Annotated in this window: 13 protein-coding genes; 5 read left to right on the top strand and 8 right to left on the bottom strand. The window is 38.2% G+C overall.

The features are described from left to right. Positions 1–40: 40 nt before the first annotated feature. Positions 41–1,042 carry a cupin-like domain-containing protein gene (locus tag PSR9079_RS18725; RefSeq protein ID WP_149982814.1) on the bottom strand — a complete coding sequence of 334 codons (1,002 nt, stop codon included), beginning with the start codon at positions 1,040–1,042 and terminating at the stop codon, positions 41–43. A 63-nt stretch (positions 1,043–1,105) separates the two neighbouring features. On the opposite strand from PSR9079_RS18725, the gene PSR9079_RS18720 reads away from it, so the two are divergent. The 3 genes from PSR9079_RS18720 (at position 1,106) to PSR9079_RS18710 (ending at position 4,015) form a co-directional block, all read left to right on the top strand. Next, a complete protein-coding gene (locus tag PSR9079_RS18720) occupies positions 1,106–1,804 on the top strand; it encodes a SapC family protein (RefSeq protein WP_145240975.1) in 699 nt (232 codons plus the stop codon). A 348-nt stretch (positions 1,805–2,152) separates the two neighbouring features. Further along, positions 2,153–2,857: a SapC family protein gene (locus tag PSR9079_RS18715; protein ID WP_145240973.1), complete on the top strand. Its 705-nt coding sequence runs from the start codon at positions 2,153–2,155 to the stop codon at positions 2,855–2,857. Positions 2,858–2,980: 123 nt separating this feature from the next. After that, entirely contained in the window at positions 2,981–4,015 is a 1,035-nt protein-coding gene (locus PSR9079_RS18710; RefSeq protein WP_149982813.1) for an isoaspartyl peptidase/L-asparaginase family protein, read from the top strand. A 32-nt stretch (positions 4,016–4,047) separates the two neighbouring features. Here the strand turns inward: PSR9079_RS18710 and PSR9079_RS18705 are convergent, their stop codons facing one another. From PSR9079_RS18705 to PSR9079_RS18675, 7 genes are all read right to left on the bottom strand, one after another. Then, positions 4,048–4,215, bottom strand: coding sequence for a DUF2496 domain-containing protein (locus PSR9079_RS18705; RefSeq protein WP_145240969.1), 168 nt, complete (start codon positions 4,213–4,215; stop codon positions 4,048–4,050). Beyond that, a complete protein-coding gene (locus PSR9079_RS18700; RefSeq protein ID WP_149982812.1) occupies positions 4,208–4,480 on the bottom strand; it encodes a late competence development ComFB family protein in 273 nt (90 codons plus the stop codon). Before PSR9079_RS18700 ends, PSR9079_RS18705 begins: the two co-directional genes overlap by 8 nt. A gap of 38 nt (positions 4,481–4,518) precedes the next feature. Next, complete coding sequence (locus PSR9079_RS18695; RefSeq protein WP_149982811.1) at positions 4,519–5,421, bottom strand: histone deacetylase family protein; 903 nt, start codon at positions 5,419–5,421, stop codon at positions 4,519–4,521. A gap of 2 nt (positions 5,422–5,423) precedes the next feature. Then, positions 5,424–6,044, bottom strand: coding sequence for a primosomal replication protein (locus tag PSR9079_RS18690; RefSeq protein WP_149982810.1), 621 nt, complete (start codon positions 6,042–6,044; stop codon positions 5,424–5,426). 1 nt (position 6,045) lies between these two features. Beyond that, complete coding sequence (locus tag PSR9079_RS18685; protein ID WP_149982809.1) at positions 6,046–6,822, bottom strand: sulfite exporter TauE/SafE family protein; 777 nt, start codon at positions 6,820–6,822, stop codon at positions 6,046–6,048. Further along, a complete protein-coding gene (dinG, locus tag PSR9079_RS18680) occupies positions 6,822–8,897 on the bottom strand; it encodes an ATP-dependent DNA helicase DinG (protein ID WP_149982808.1) in 2,076 nt (691 codons plus the stop codon). The genes PSR9079_RS18685 and dinG overlap by 1 nt, the downstream gene beginning before the upstream one ends. Positions 8,898–8,980: 83 nt before the next feature. Further along, a complete protein-coding gene (locus PSR9079_RS18675; RefSeq protein ID WP_149982807.1) occupies positions 8,981–10,714 on the bottom strand; it encodes a tetratricopeptide repeat-containing sulfotransferase family protein in 1,734 nt (577 codons plus the stop codon). A 109-nt stretch (positions 10,715–10,823) separates the two neighbouring features. Between PSR9079_RS18675 and PSR9079_RS18670 the strand changes: the two genes are divergently transcribed. Together PSR9079_RS18670 and PSR9079_RS18665 are read left to right on the top strand one after the other, a co-directional pair. Beyond that, positions 10,824–13,190, top strand: a complete 2,367-nt coding sequence (locus PSR9079_RS18670) for a DNA polymerase II (RefSeq protein ID WP_149982806.1) — start codon at positions 10,824–10,826, stop codon at positions 13,188–13,190. 261 nt (positions 13,191–13,451) lie between these two features. Beyond that, positions 13,452–16,313 carry a TonB-dependent receptor domain-containing protein gene (locus tag PSR9079_RS18665; protein ID WP_149982805.1) on the top strand — a complete coding sequence of 954 codons (2,862 nt, stop codon included), beginning with the start codon at positions 13,452–13,454 and terminating at the stop codon, positions 16,311–16,313. Positions 16,314–16,370 lie beyond the last annotated feature (57 nt).

Raw genomic sequence — 16,370 nt, 5'->3', positions numbered from 1 at the left:
TGTAAAAAAATGCCGCTGTATAGCGGCATTTTTATTTTTACTATTTCATTCTTTCTTTTAATGCACTTGCAACTGACTTTAGACTTTCATGAGAGTTTGAAAGAATACCGTGATATTCATTACTTTTATTTTTAAATTCATCTGTTTTCTCAAATACATAATGAGAAAAAATAGCTTGCCAAGCAAGTCTCTGTGATTCAGGCAAATTACGAAGTGTTAATATACTATGTAATAAACTATCAGTTGCCTCTAATCCTAAATCCGATTTTGTAGATGTCGGATCCCACCAATAATTTACTAGTATATTAACAGGATCAATGGCTTTTACATTATGCCACCAAAGTGGAGGTATATAGAGAGCTTCACCGATCTCTAAACTTGCAGTTAACACTTTCTTCTTTGTGGCTTTAAACTTTGGATACTTTTCAAAATCAGGGTTTTCAAAATCCACTAAGCTGATTGCAGGGCCAGCCACAGTTCTATCAATGGGTGCTACGTAAAGATTTTTTATTTCATTTGCGGGTAACAAATAAAAAGTTCTTTTACCACAGAGGTTTAGGGCTATATTATGTTCAGTGTCATAATGTCCAGGAACCGTAGCAGCATTGCCTAGCCAGATACGAGGAGGAACGTTAGCTAAAAATTTAGGTGCAGAGTTCTTAATACAAAAATCAGGTAAACATTCATTTATTAGTGCACTTTGCACTGCAATAGTATCTGAACCTTGATTATTAAAATTAATTATTAATTTTTTAAGTACAGAAATAAGTGGTGCATTGTGTTTTTCGAAAGTGTAATTTTTAAATTTATTATCAGTATAACCAATTAGGCCTTTATACTTCTTGTCAATAATTAAAGTATCCACTAATTCAGTAGATGCTTGAGTAACAAGGCTTCTAAGAAGTGCTAAAGGTGATTGTTTTGCAAGTGTAACACTTGGCCAATTAGAAAATAAATCTGTTATTATAATTGGCTCATTTAAATTGCACAAAAATTCTTGTATATTTTTTATGTTATTAATGCTTAATCTATCTATTTGCATACTTTAAATTACCTCTTATACGTGCTATTTTTAAGTAAATAATAATATATTAATAGGTGTTTAATGTCAGATAAATTTGAAGTTTTTAACGTGGAAAAACACAAAGGACAGTATGTAAAAGTTGATGCTAATTTTTCACATATAAAGGATCAGCATGTTGTTCCTATCACCCCTATTGAAATTGCAAAAGTAGCACTCAATTTTCCTGTATGCTTTATGAAATCAAGCGATGAGAACCCATTTAAAATGGTTGCTATTTTAGGGCTTGAATCGGGTCGAAATGTTTTTTACAACGATGGTCATTTCAAGGCAATGTACGTGCCTCAACATGTTAAAAAACACCCATTCACGCTAGCTAAAACCCCAGAAGGTCAAGTTTTTCTTGCTGTTGAAACCGCTGCATTAAATACAGAAAAGAATGGTGAAGCACTATTTGACAATGTAGGAGAACCTTCTGACTATTTGATTTATAAGCAAGTTGAACTAAAAGAACTTGCTCGACAAGAGGAGTTATCAACACAGTTCACTAGTCGACTGGTAGAACTTGGGCTACTCACTGAATGTTCTTTTAAATTTGATTTAGGTGATGGTCAAAAAAAGCAAATTTCAGGCCTTTATTCTGTTGATAGGGATTTATTAAAATCTCTAGATGATGAGTCTTTATTATCTTTGCAAAAACAAGGGATGCTAGAGGCGATATATTCACACCTTGTTTCACTTGGTCAATTTCAACGTGTTATAGATTTATCTGCAAATACTTAATATAACGAAAAATTAAAATTAACAGTAATTTTATTTTTTATGAATAAAATATAATTGATTTAAGAAAAAGCTATACAGAGAGCAGTATTAAGGAATTTAGCTAATAGTACTCAACGTCAACTAATTAATTCATAGTTTTTTTAAAAATGGTTATTAGCAGCCATATACTTTTTAGGAAGCTATAAAATAACGATAAACTTTTTATCTGTATGCAACTGTTTGAGAGGCTTATTTTACTTGGTAACATGCAAATTGACACAAAATTTTCACTTCCATTTTTGTAGCAAAACCTTTAGCCTTAGGGTACTAACAGCAAAAATATAAACTTATTAATAACGGAGCAGTAACATGGCGGAGCAACAAGTACAGCCTTTACACAATGAAAAGCATGCCAACACTAAAATTCAAAACGGCATCAATGTAGAATTTTTAAAAACTCAACACTTAGTGCCTGTCGTTGCACATGAGTTCGCGCGTGTAGCAAATGAGTTTCCAATGTCTTTCGTAAAAAATAACGAGACTGGTCAATTTCAAGCTGTAGCTATGTTTGGTTTAGAGCCTGGCGAAAACCTTTTTGTAAAAGACGGTAAGTGGACTGCAGCGTTTGCTCCTATGGCAACAACACGCTACCCACTGGGTCTAGTTAAACACCCACAAGAAGATCAATACGGTATTGTGATTGACGAAGCAAGCCCATTAGTGGGTGAAACTGAAGGAAATGCATTATTTGAAAACGGTGAAGAGACAGATTACTTAAAACGTCGTAAAGAAGCACTTGTATCATTTATTGAGTTTTCTCATGTAACTGAAGCATTCACAAAATATCTTGCTGATAAAGAGCTTTTAGTAGCGCAAACACTAACAGTTGATATTAAAGGCGAGAAAAAAGACATCAATGGTATTTACCTTATTGATGAGAAAAAACTTAACGAGTTAAGCGACGAAGACTTTTTAGAGCTTCGTAAGCGTGGTTATTTAGCGCCTATTTTCTCTTTCTTAACGTCTACGCATCAAGTAGCACGTTTAGCTCGTTTGAAAGCGCAACAAGCGTAATTTAAACGAAATATTAAAAAGCGCCTTTGGGCGCTTTTTTTATGTCTTTTATCTGGTTAGGGTTGTAATTTAGCGCCAATTTATTCACATTGGTTATACTTATTTCCAACACAAGCTACCTGCATGAACAAGTCACTTTTTAGCGCTTTAGTTAGTGCGTGCTGTATAACGTTTAGCCCATTAGCCATAAGCGCTAGTACACCTTTGGCTATAGCTATTCACGGTGGGGCGGGCACGATTGAAAAAAGCCGTTTTACTCCAGAGCAAGAAAAAGCTTATCGCTCTAAACTCAAAGAGGCGGTAGAAACTGGCTATAAAGTACTTGAGCAAGGTGGCGAAAGCCTAGATGCAGTAACCGCTGCAATCAATGTATTAGAAAACTCGCCATACTTTAATGCCGGTCGAGGTGCGGTATATACCTATGACGGCGGCCATGAATTAGATGCGTCAATTATGGATGGTCGTGATCGTCAAGCGGGCGCTGTTGCGGGTGTTAAACATATTGAAAACCCGATTAATTTAGCGCGCTTGGTGATGGAAGAATCGGTTCATGTGATGCTCAGTGGTCAAGGTGCTGAAGAGTTTGCCAAAGAGCAGGGCATTCCATTGGTCGAAAATAACTTATTTGATACGGATAACCGTTATAAAGCGTTATTAAAAGCAAAAGAAAAACTAGATAAAGCCAAAGCTACCAGTAAAGATTATCAAGCTGCGCATCAGGCGTTACCCGTCAATTATAAAATGGGCACTGTGGGTGCTGTTGCACTTGATAAAAATGGTAACTTGGCGGCAGGTACTTCAACGGGTGGGATGACTGCAAAGCGTTTTGGTCGCATTGGTGATGCCCCTGTAATTGGTGCAGGTACATTTGCTGAAAATGCGTCATGTGCGGTATCTGCCACTGGCCACGGCGAGTATTTCATTCGTTATAACGTCGCGGCTGATATTTGCGCACGAGTTAAATATCAAAGTAAGACTATTACACAAGCGGGTGATGAAGTAATTAATAGTGTGCTAAAGCCGATTGGTGGTACTGGAGGAGTGATCATCGTTGATAGCAAAGGTAATATCAGTTTACCGTTTAATACCAGTGGTATGTATCGGGCCAGTAAATCGAATACGCAAGCGACCTACGTGGCAATTTTTAAAGACGAATAATACGATTATGCAAATGTACTACAGCCAGTAAACTATGCTGGCTGTATGTTAGTATTGAGGCGTTTTTTTTCATAATCGCTTTTGATTATTTCGAGTGCTTTGAGCACATCATCAGCGGCAACTTCATGTTGCTCAAGCAGCATTATTAAATCTACGGCTAATTTTACGTGTGTAGGTGCTTGGGTTAACTCTTTACTCATGTCCGCCCTTTTTTTTCGCTATTTGGCTAATTGCTACATCAATGGCGATATTTACTCGCTCTTCCATATGAAAGCGTTCGACCTGTGGTAAGTAAAACTCCATATCCACATCATAACGAATGTATCGGGCAGGTAGTTGGTTTAATACAGTACAGCAAAAATCAGCCATTACATCTTCATTATAGTGCTTTTCAAGTTGTCGTTTAATGATTTCTTCAATCATAATTTTTTCATAGTAATTGTGTATGTCGTCATGTAATCGCACTGTGTTATCTACCTTGGTAGTATTAAGCTGTTTTTAGTTTATACCAAGTGCGGGTATAAATCGACAATCGCTTGAAAAAGCAGCTTATGAACCTCAACTAACTTTTGTGTATCTCGCTGATAACCGCCACCGAGCGCGCACATTAAAGGAATTGAGTGCTGTTTGCAGGTTGCTAAAACCAGCGAATCGCGTTGATATACCCCCTCTAAACTAACATCAAAATAGCCTAATTCGTCTTGGCTACAAATATCAGCTCCGGCGTTATATAAAATAATATCAGGCTGATGAAGACGGATACAAAAAGCCAAGGCATTAGCGACTGTTTTTAAATATTCATTATCGCTGCAGCCAGTGTTGAGTGAGAAATCATAATCAGAATGCTGCTTTAAACGTGGAAAGTTTTGCTGACAATGAATCGAACAGCTAATCACTCCATCAAGAGAGCCACAAATTTCGGCTGTGCCATCACCTTGGTGTACATCACAATCAAAAATCAGCACCGTTGATGCTTGCTCAGTGTTAATGAGATGAGCGGCGGCAACCGCGAGGTCGTTGAAAATACAAAAACCACTGCCGTAAGCATTATAAGCATGATGATATCCGCCGCTGAGGTTTACTGCCAGCTGCGTTGTTAAAGCGTATTCAGCGGCTTGAATACTTGCACCAACAGAAAATAAAGTGCGCTCTACCAGTTGATTTGACCATGGGAAACCCATTTTCTTTATTTCTTTGTCAGTTAACTGCCCGCTAATAAAGCGTTCAACATACTCATGGCTGTGGCAAAGCTGGAGCTGTTCATTAGTCGCTTTATTTGGGCTAATAAAGTCAGTAAAACCAAGCTCTGCAATTTCTTGTTTTAGCAATTTATATTTAGCGATTGGAAAACGATGGCGTACAGGCAGTTCAAGCGCAGAGTATAGTGGATGATAAAAAACAGTCATAGCTAGCGTAATTGTTGTTTTTCAACTATTTGAATTTTTTCTTCGGTGGCAGATATTGCCTTACGGCAGCGACCAAGGCGGCCATGAAGAGCAAGGATCTCTAAATTAATGGCTTTTGCTTTTACAGGACCCACGTTTTGCATTCTTAACTTACATTCTTCAACCATCAGCACTAAGCGACGCTCAAACTCGTGATTTTGTTTGAGTTCGTCATATAGCTCATGGGCGGGTTGCATAATTTGTTTTACAGCTTGTTGGTAAGGTGCCGATTTATTGAATGTTTTACTGCGGGCTTTGTAAGTGCTTTTATTTTCTTTTTCCCAAATCGCCGTAGATTTTATAACATTAAATACGGCTTGTACCTGATTACCGATCCGCTCTAAAGCATAATTATGAGCATGGCGACGTTCCAGTGGTGGAAGGCTATTAACTTCATCTTCAATTTCTAACACATAATCAACTAATTTCATGCTTTTAGTAGTAAACACACCTCGGTCAAATAAACTGGGTTGTGCCTGCATATAGCGGTTTTTAGCAAATAACTTGGCTTTATCAAATTGCTCAGCATGCTGCTTTAAGGTTGCAACTTGTTGGCAAAGCTTATCAAAAGAAGCTGTTCGCATTTTATAAATAAGCCTCGTAAATTAGTTTTAACGCTAAAATTATCACCACAGTATTAAAAACAGGACGAATAAACTTACTGCCAAACCGAATTGCTGAATGAGCTCCAAGCCAGGCTCCAAACATCAAAAAGAAGCCCATTGTGATGCCGAGTAAAAAGTTAACATGACCAAGCGCTACAAAAGTAATCAGTGATACAAAATTTGACACAAAATTCATTGAACGGGCTAAACCACAGTTTAGCAGTAAACTCATTTTGTAGAGTAAACTATTTGATGCAGTCCAAAAAGTCCCGGTCCCAGGGCCTGCCAAGCCATCAAAAAAGCCTAAGCTTAAGCCTTGCAACCATTGTTTTATTTTTGTTGCTCTATTCAATGGTGGAAGATCATCGTGCTCTACCGTGCTTAAATTGCCAAACAAGCTATAACAAGCGACTAAAATAATGACGATGGGTAAGAGTTTGTTTAAAAATTCAATACTAAGGTAGTCAACAATTAATGTGCCTAATAATGAGCCGATGGCGGTTGCAATAATTGACGCTGCCCAAAAGCGAGGATTAAATAGTTGCTTACGAAAGTAAGTCACACTTGCAGTGAGTGAGCCAAAGCTCGCGGCGAGTTTATTAGTGCCGAGTGTTAAATGGGGGGGCAGTCCAGCGGTTAAAAGCGCGGGTACAGTTAACATACCGCCGCCACCGGCTACTGCGTCTATAAAGCCTGCGGCAAGTGCCACGGCGCAAAGAAGTGCCCAGGTTGTTGGGTCTAGTGCAAGTTCAAACATTAATAATCTATTTGTCTTTTAAAGGGTGGTAATGTGTCAAGCATGGCCTTGCCATATCGCTTGGTCACTAAACGGCGATCGAGGATGGTGATCCGCCCTTGATCGTTCTCTTTACGCAGCAGTCTACCACAGCTTTGCACTAATTTCTTAGCCGCATCGGGCACTGTGATAGATAAAAATGGATTGCCGCCTTTGCTTTGTACAAACTCTGCTTGTGCCTCTTCAATAGGGGAGGTGGGCACCGCGAATGGAATTTTAGTGATCACCAAGTTCTCAAGGTATTTACCCGGTAAGTCGAGTCCTTCGGATAAGCTTTGTGTGCCAAATAAAATACTGCCTTTACCCGCATCTATATTCTTTGTATGTTGCTTTAATAGTGCTTCACGGGACATTTCACCTTGTACTAAAATATCGAGGTTTTTAGCGCGCAAGGCTTTTACTACATGATCCATTTGCCAGTAAGATGCAAACAACACTAAATTAGCATGTTGCGTATTTAAGTGATCCGGCAATACTTTGGCCAGATGATCACTAAATTCTTTATCGGTCGGCTCGATGTGTGATGTTGGTATGTGCAAAGTGGCTTGATTAGGATAATCAAACGGAGAAGGTACTTTTAAGTATTTTACACCTTCTTCTTTAGTAAGACCGCTTTCGTAAGCAAAATGATCGAATGAGCCAAGTGCAGTCAGGGTCGCTGAGCATAAAACCGCACCGGCACATTGTCGCCACAGTTTATCTTTTAAATAGTAGCCAACTTCAATAGGGCAATCGCTGAGTAGATGGTCGTGATGGTTTTTGTATTCTAAACGCTTTATCCAACGTGCATGTGGTGTGCCTTCACCCTTGGTGGCGTAGCTATACCAAAGTTTGTTTAGTTGCTCTAAACGATTAATGTAATGACCGCTTTCGCCTAAAATAGGATCGGCAACATAGGGTTTGATATCACCATCACTGACATCTTGTACTAAGGTATCGTGCATTTTATTTAAGCAGCGCAGAGCATCGAGGGTCGCCTCGCTGATATCTTTGGCTTTAGCGTGTAACGATTCAGGTATTTCACCATGTTCAAATCGGTATGTATCATCTTTTGAATAGTTAAAATCGGCATTATCCAAAATATCGCGAACAACTTTTAAGTCTTTATTGGCATCATTAATACTGTCACAGAGCTTAAAATTTTGCCCAATGGCTTTTTGACCTACTAATACTTTGGCCATTTTGCCACTAAATTTAGTGAGTTTATCAAGCCAATCAATGGTGCCTTTAATCGTCGCTGCGGCAGATGAAAAGTCACGCGTAATATGAGCAAGATGATGAGCTTCATCAATAACGTAAATACTATTATCTGGCTCGGGCAAAATTTTCCCGCCACCTAAATCAAGATCAGCTAATAATAATGAATGGTTAATCACTAATACATCCATTTGCATCAAGCGTTGACGAGCAAGTTGAAAAGGGCAGGTTTGATGTGCTTTCATTTGTCGTTGACAAGCATGTTTATCGCAAGCAATTAATCCCCAAACGCGATCAGGGATAGTATCTGCCCAGCTATCTCGATCGCCTTGCCACTTTTTATTGGTGTAAGCATCATAGAGTTGCTGCAAACATTTAGTTTCCATCGCACTCAGTGGCGAAGTCAGGGTGGGCATAAAGTCCATTTGCGTTTGATTATCACCGTTGACAGCATTATGTAGTTTGTGAGCACATAGGTAGCGCTGGCGGCCTTTGACTAAATCAAACTTGAAATCAAGGCCTGAATGTTTTTTAAAAAAGGGCAGTTCTTTACTTATTAATTGCTCTTGAAGGGCTACCGTTGCAGTAGAAATAATTAACTTCTTTTTTTGTGCAAGCGCCAGCGGTAATGCGCCTAAACAATAAGCCAGCGATTTACCCGTACCAGTACCAGCTTCAATAACGCAGATCCGCTGTTTTTTGTGGTACTCGCCCGCCAGTGTTTTTGCAATTTCGGCTACTAAGTAATTTTGGCTACTGCGAGGGCGATAATCACTGAGGTTATCGGCCACATGCTTGTGAATTTTTCTTATCGTCGTTTTTAATGCATCAGAAAGCATGGGTTAATAACCTAAAGTATGTATATAATCACAGTATAACGAATTTTAGAGGTATCCTTGAACAACCACAAGCAGCTTGTTCGTTATTTCAAACTTTTAATAAGAGGTGCTAGGTACTCTGCATAGTTTCGCCAATCAGTAAGTGCTTCTTTGTAAATTGGCTTTCGGACTTGTTCTGAGCTTGGTGTTAGTACTGGTCGTTGGTTATTGTAAAACTCATAACATTGTTTATTGGATTCTAATCCACAATAGGTAAGTAATTCATTGATTGTAGATTCAAAGTTATTAATTATATTTTCATAATTAAGGATGTGCATACTGCCGGGATATAGCAAATGCCAATGTGCCATTAACTCTTTATGTTCATTAATATGTGATGCGAGATCTTGTAGATCATAACTATAGTTATGTCCTTCAGAAAATGAATGTTTATATAGGCTCCAAGCAATAGCTTCTTTTTCACGACGCACATCAATTATCTTTGCGTTTGGGAACAGTGTTTTTATTAATCCGATATGATTGAAGTTTATTGGCTGCTTATCAATAAAATATTGGTTACTGCCACGCAGCGGCTTAATAAAATCTAAGTAGCGCTGTGCATATTTAGCTACTTGCGCTTGATTTAAATTATTAAGATTATATGGGACGGTGCTATTTATGTTGTTAGCTTCTAATTCTTGTGCGATAGCATTGATTTCTGTTAGTTCATAGCTTGCATCCACATTGGGATGGCTTGCAATAATTTGTTCAACGAGTGTTGAACCACTTCTAGGCAGACTAACAATAAAGATTAAATGAGAGTAATCAGTTGTAGGTTTTGGAAGTTCCTTTAATAAACTCGGTGTTATAAATTTAATGCAGCGCTGTTGAAATTGATTTTTTTTATAAGGTGTGAGTTGCTTGTGAATATTATTTCCAGACTGCAATTGCTTAAACGCTTCATGATATGATTTATTTTGGTCGTAAGCTTTTGCTAATGAAAAATGAAGTTGTGCTGTATTAAGATTGTTAACAGCTTGTTTTAGCTGCTCAACTAAGTTTGTTATTTCAGTTTTTGAAAAAACATAGGTCTTTAAATTTGCAAGACTCCAGTATGCTTCTCCAAGATTAGGAGTTATTGTTAAAGCTTGATGATAATAGCTAATGGCCTTTTCACTGTTGCCGAGTATTTTTTCTATATTACCTAATCTTAAATAGCATAAAGATGGATGATAGTTTTCTCTTAAAAGAGTGGTATAAAGATCACTTGCTTCTTTAAATGCCATTTGTTTCACGTAAGCCGCTGCCACTAAACTTTTTGCATGCTGAGAAAAACTCCCTAGATGTTGCGTATCTTTATAAAAATGAACTAGCGGTGAAAATTGTTTTGTATAATAAAGAGCTTCAGCGTAAGCGTTATGGACAGCTGGTTTAGTTTTATTTAGTTGGATATTATGTAACGCTATCGCAGAATAGGTTTGTAAATCGCCAACGCGAAAAGCTATTTTCCCAAGTAAGATAAGTGCTCTAAACTCATTTTTAACGAGCTTAAGTAGCTCTTGTGTTATATTTTCTGCGCGTTGTAAGTCATTTTTTTGAAAATAACTATTAGCTAAGTCTAATTGTTGATTAAACCAAGCGATCATTTCAAATTGTTTTTGAGCCTCTTTGCTTTGAGTATCTTCATTTAATGACTGATGAATGTTGGCTAATAAAGACCATGCACTGTGATGCTCAGGAGCAGATTGGATTAGTGTGAGTAATAGGACTTTAGCCTGCTGAAGCTCTCCTTGTTTTTGTAATTGGTGCGCGCGATTTATTATATCTAGTGGCTTCATAGTCAATTCTTCAGATTTTCTATTTAGAGTATCTTAGATACGCAATAAAGTATAATTGGTTTTACAGTTCGGTTGTTTCATATTCTATTTTATTAAGGTAGTAAAGTTAATGTATTTGGATTCAGGTTTCATACTTTCAAAAGAAACTTATGACACAGCAACAGGCATTAACTTTATTATTTGGCTACTGACCCCTACAGGCCCGTTAAAAGTAGTAACTCAGTCTGAAACGTTATTGTTCTTTATAAAAGCAGTCGATCAAAACCGTGCACAAGCATTATTAAATCACCAACAAGTTGATGGACGCTTAGAGCAAGTGGAGTTAAAAAACTTCCAGCAGCAACAAATGATTGGTTGCTACTTCACTGCTTTAAAGTGTTATTACCGTGCCGCTAAATTACTCAAAGATAATGGGGTGACTGTTTATGAAGACGATATACGACCGATAGACAGGTTTTTGATGGAGCGGTTCATCAAAGGAGTTGCGTGGGTACGAGGAGAGTTGTCTTATAGTAATAACCAGCGCACATTAATAAATGCGCAACTTAAAGCACATCCTCTTACGACAGTAAACTTTAAATCAGTATCTTTAGATATAGAGTGTGATGGTGAGGGAGTCCTGTTTTCAATAGGTTTAGTTGGTAATGGATTAGACCATGTATTAATGATTGGTGAGCCTCAAGCTAATAAGGGGTCATTTTTCTCAATAACTTGGTGTGTAGATGAAATTGATTTATTAATACAGTTACAGTATTTGATTCAAAACAATGATCCTGATGTAATTATTGGTTGGAACGTAATAGAGTTTGATTTTACGGTTTTATATAACCGTGCTGAAGCGCTCGGTATCGTACTTAGACTTGGCCGCCAGAATGGAAAAATGCAGTTAAGGAAAGGGCATTTTACCCGATTAACCATACCTGGCCGAGTTGTAATCGATGGCATTGATACATTAAAAAATGCTACTTATCGTTATGATAGTTTTAGCTTAATGAATGTAGCAGCAAAAGAGCTTGGGGAGCAAAAAACTATAACCTCTGATAATCGCTTATCTGAGATTATTAGGCAATTTAACGAAGATAAGTTGTCGCTAGCTAACTATAATCGACAGGATTGTCTGTTAGTTCTCCGATTATTTGAAAAATTAAATTTATTAGATTTTACTGTAGTAAGAAGCCAGTTAACGGGACTTGAACTCGAGCGAATGGGTGGCTCCGTGGCAGCTTTTACTAATTTATATTTACCGTTATTACATCGTAGCGGCTATGTCGCACCGAATACAGGCGATCATGGCTTATCGTTTGAAAGCCCAGGCGGTTTTGTGATGGAGTCAATTCCAGGGCTGTATAAAAATGTTATCGTGTTAGATTTTAAAAGCTTGTATCCATCAATTATGCAAACGTTTTGTATTGATCCGCTTGGGTTAATTCGCGGCTTAGAGGAGCCTGATAACGCGATTGCAGGTTTTAAAGACGCTTTTTTTTCTCGCACTGAACATCACCTTCCTAATTTAATAAAAAAGTTAGCCTCATCACGGCAACACGCAAAAAATACTGCTCAGCCCATGCTGTCGCAAGCTATAAAAATCATCATGAACAGTTTATACGGCGTGTTAGGCTCAAAGGGGTGTCGTTTTTACGATCCACGCTTATCAAGCTCTATTACTTTGCGTGGTCATGAAATAATGCAAACCAGCAGATTGTGGATCGAAGAGCTTGGTTATACTGTTATTTATGGTGATACCGATTCAACATTTGTGAGCCTACCAGATGAACTTGATTCAGATAACTGCAAAGAAATTGGCAAGCAATTAGCTAATACTATTAATGAAAAATGGCAGCAAACAATAAAACAGCGCTTTGCGACACAAAGTTATTTAGAAATAGAATTCGAAACACTTTATAGCCCATTTTTTATGCCGACTATCCGTGGAAAAACCACCGGTTCAAAAAAACGTTATGTTGGCCAGGTACAAGGAGATGATAAAAAAGAATTAATTTTCAAAGGTATGGAAACCGTGCGAAGTGACTGGACAGAATTAGCGCATGAATTTCAAACCGAACTATTTGAAACTTTATTCAGCGACAGTTTTACTGTTGAAATGTTAACACCCATTATTGAAAGTTACATTACCCGTTTGTATGCTGGGGAATTTGACGACAAACTCGTATACAGAAAAAAACTCGGCCAACACTTGGCTGATTATCAAAAAAATATCCCTCCTCAAGTCCAAGCTGTCAAAAAATATCAAGCAACTCACCCTGAATTTGTCATTAAGAAAGGCCAAATTGTTGAATATGTGTATACCCATGTTGGTGCAGAGCTCTATGCAAACGTGCAGCAAAGCCAGACAAGCCAAAAATATGATTATGCAATTTATGTCGAAAAACAACTCAAACCAATCGCACAAATGATCCTTCTTCCCTTGAATAAAGATTTCAACTCGTCCAATAAGGCACAATTACAACTTCTTTAGATAATTCCAAATACCAGTATTTTAAATAATTTGTTTCTAAAAAGTGTCGCTAATATTATTGTTGCTAATCAAGCTTCATTCGTGCTGCTTTTCAGTATATTCAGAATTTAACTGTTATTTAAATTAAATTAATGTGAACAACTGTTGGCAACTTTGGTTTTTTTGTTTAATATGAATGTGCGGTTGCAACATAAATGTTGCGATAGTTTACAAAAATCCAAATAAAAACAATCCACAACATAGTGGTCCAGGGAGAATCAAATGTTAAATAATAAAGTTTCAAAGGCCGTTCGCTTGGCGATCGCTTTTGGTGCAGTATCGTCAGCTGCATTTTCAGCAAATACATTTGCTGCAGATGAAGATACCGGTGCTGAAAAAGTTGAACGTATTGAAGTAACAGGTTCACGTATCAGACGTACAGATATGGAAACAGCTACACCAGTGCAAGTAACAACAGCAGAAGAAATTGCTGTTTCAGGTTTTACACGTATCGAAGACATGATGAACAGTCTTCCTCAGTTAGAAGCTTCTAATACTGCATTTCAATCTAATGGTGCTACCGGTACAGCAACACTTGACTTACGTGGTATGGGCTCACAGCGTACACTAGTTCTTATTAATGGACGTCGTATGCAAGCGGGAGGTATTTACACACAATCTGCAGATATCAACCAAATTCCAGCAGCACTAATTAAACGTGTTGATGTTATGACTGGTGGTGGTTCATCTACTTACGGTGCCGATGCGGTAGCAGGTGTTGTAAACTTTGTAATGAATGACCAGTTTGAAGGCTTTGAAGTCAATGTAGGTACATCTGCATATCAACATGATAACGATAATGACTACATCCAAGGTTTAATGGATGATAAAGGCTTTGAATACGAAAGTGGTAACACAGGCTTTGACGGTTCATCTTTCGATTTTGCCGCGACCTTAGGTGGTTCATTTGATGGTGGTAAAGGCCATGCAGTTGGCTACTTTACTTATAATCGTCAAAATGAGTTACGCCAAGGTGCACGTGATTACTCATCTTGTGCACTAAGTGCAACAGGTACGTCATGTGGTGGTTCAGGCAATGCTGTTAACCCTAACTTCTATATTTCGGCACCAGATGCAACAGGAGTGGTTGACTTCGGTGATTATGAATATTGGACACTAGGCCAAGATAGCAGTTTTGTTTCTGGTGATGGTAACTTATATAACTATGCGCCAATCAATCACTTTATGCGCCCAAGTGAGCGTTACACATTAGGTACTTTTGCTAATTATGAAATTAATGATCACTTCCAACCATTTATGGAAGCAATGTTCATGCGTAATAGCACAACAGCTGCAATTGCTGAGTCAGGTACTTTCTTTAACGATAATTACTTAATTGACTTTGATAGCCCTTTACTTAATGACACTCAACGTCAACAGCTTACAGATCGTTTTGGTTTAGCTTCTGGTGACCAATTTGCAACTTATATTGGTAAGCGTAACGTTGAAGGTGGCGCACGTGCTGATACGCTAGAGCATAGCTCTTTCCGTATAGTGCTAGGTAGTAAAGGTGAAATTACCGATTTATGGTCATATGAAGCGTTTGCTCAGTATGGTTCTACTTCATCATCATCAGCATATGAAAACGATTTCTTCGGCCCACGTATTTCTACGGCACTTTCTGCAAATGGTGAAGATTGTGCAACAACTGATGGCTGTATTCCTTATGAGGTATTCCAATACCAAGGTGTGACAGCTGAATCAGCAAAAGCACTAACAGGTACTGCAATACTTAACGGTGTAACTGAACAGTTTATCTTAAGTGGTTTCGTTACTGGTGAGTTTGATTTTGGCCTACCTTCTTCAGATTACCCTATAGCTGCTGTATTTGGCGCTGAGTACCGTGAAGAAAAATTTGGCCGTACTGCTGATGAAGTTTATGCGCAAGGTTTATTGCTTGGTCAAGGTGGTACTACTAAGAGCTTAAACGGTGAATATGATGTTACTGAGTTCTTTGGTGAGTTAAGTCTTCCAATTGTTGAAGGTGTTACAGGTGTTGAGAGCTTATTAGTTGAGCTTGGGTACCGTTGGTCAGATTATAGTACTTCAGGTTCAGAGCCTACTTACAAAGCTGCTGTAAACTGGGATGTAACGAGCGATTGGAAAATCCGTTCGAGCTATAACCGTGCAGTACGTGCGGCAAATAATGGTGAGTTATTCGCACAGCAAAGCACAGGTTTATGGCCAGGTGAAGATCCATGTGCAACAGCTACGCCTAGCTTAAGCGCTACAGAGTGTGCTAATACAGGTGTAAGCGCAGCTCAATACGGTAACATTAATAAGAGTCCTGCAGATCAATATAATGGTTTCTTCGGTGGTAATCCAGATCTAGCGCCTGAGATTGCTGATACGATTACACTAGGTGTTGTTGGTAACCCGTTTGAAGATTTCAATTTTTCAATTGATTACTGGGATATTGAACTTGAAAATGCAATAGGTAGTATTGACCCAGAGATTATCGTAGAGCAATGTGGTAAGTCTGGTGACGCGGCATTCTGTGATAACATACAACGTACACCAGGTAGTGGTAGCCTTTGGATTGGTTCAGGTCAAGTTGTCGCAACGAATACTAACCTAGGTAATTTACATTACGAAGGTGTGGATTTAAGTGCAAACTACAGTATGGATGTAGCTGGCGGTACGTTATCTACAAATATTATCGGTACGTACATGCTAACTAAAGAGTTTGATAATATTCCAGGTGTTAGTGAAGTGTATGATTGTGTGGATACATTAGATAATGGCTGTTTCCCACAACCAGTATGGCGTCATGTATTAACTGCAAGTTATGACACAGGTAGCTTCTGGAGAGCAACAGCTAAATGGCGTTATTTTGGCGCTGTTAGCGATTACTCAGGTACTGATACTTTAGTACAGGATGGTATCGGTTCACAAAGCTATTTAGATCTTAAAGGTTCATTTACTATCAATGACTACACTTCATTATTAGTCGGTGTGAATAACGTACTAGATAAAGAGCCGCCAATGGTTGGTGGTACGCTATCTACCAATGGTAACGCAGTTGCTGGTTTCTACGACACATTAGGTCGTTATTTCCACGCAAGCGTTTCTTTGAAGTTCTAATTTCAATAGAATATTGTAAAATAAAGCGAGCTTAGGCTCGCTTTTTTTATGAGGTGA

The organism is Pseudoalteromonas rhizosphaerae, from assembly GCF_902498845.1.
Classification (GTDB): domain Bacteria; phylum Pseudomonadota; class Gammaproteobacteria; order Enterobacterales; family Alteromonadaceae; genus Pseudoalteromonas; species Pseudoalteromonas rhizosphaerae.
This window is presented reverse-complemented; position numbering and strand designations above follow the sequence as displayed.

Excerpts from the sequence above, each read along its gene's own strand:
- PSR9079_RS18725 (WP_149982814.1), bottom strand. The coding sequence starts at position 1,042 with ATGCAAATAGATAGATTAAGCATTAATAACATAAAAAATATACAAGAA.
- PSR9079_RS18720 (WP_145240975.1), top strand. The coding sequence starts at position 1,106 with ATGTCAGATAAATTTGAAGTTTTTAACGTGGAAAAACACAAAGGACAG.
- PSR9079_RS18715 (WP_145240973.1), top strand. The coding sequence starts at position 2,153 with ATGGCGGAGCAACAAGTACAGCCTTTACACAATGAAAAGCATGCCAAC.
- PSR9079_RS18710 (WP_149982813.1), top strand. The coding sequence starts at position 2,981 with ATGAACAAGTCACTTTTTAGCGCTTTAGTTAGTGCGTGCTGTATAACG.
- PSR9079_RS18705 (WP_145240969.1), bottom strand. The coding sequence starts at position 4,215 with ATGAGTAAAGAGTTAACCCAAGCACCTACACACGTAAAATTAGCCGTA.
- PSR9079_RS18695 (WP_149982811.1), bottom strand. The coding sequence starts at position 5,421 with ATGACTGTTTTTTATCATCCACTATACTCTGCGCTTGAACTGCCTGTA.
- PSR9079_RS18690 (WP_149982810.1), bottom strand. The coding sequence starts at position 6,044 with ATGCGAACAGCTTCTTTTGATAAGCTTTGCCAACAAGTTGCAACCTTA.
- PSR9079_RS18685 (WP_149982809.1), bottom strand. The coding sequence starts at position 6,822 with ATGTTTGAACTTGCACTAGACCCAACAACCTGGGCACTTCTTTGCGCC.
- dinG (WP_149982808.1), bottom strand. The coding sequence starts at position 8,897 with ATGCTTTCTGATGCATTAAAAACGACGATAAGAAAAATTCACAAGCAT.
- PSR9079_RS18675 (WP_149982807.1), bottom strand. The coding sequence starts at position 10,714 with ATGAAGCCACTAGATATAATAAATCGCGCGCACCAATTACAAAAACAA.
- PSR9079_RS18670 (WP_149982806.1), top strand. The coding sequence starts at position 10,824 with ATGTATTTGGATTCAGGTTTCATACTTTCAAAAGAAACTTATGACACA.
- PSR9079_RS18665 (WP_149982805.1), top strand. The coding sequence starts at position 13,452 with ATGTTAAATAATAAAGTTTCAAAGGCCGTTCGCTTGGCGATCGCTTTT.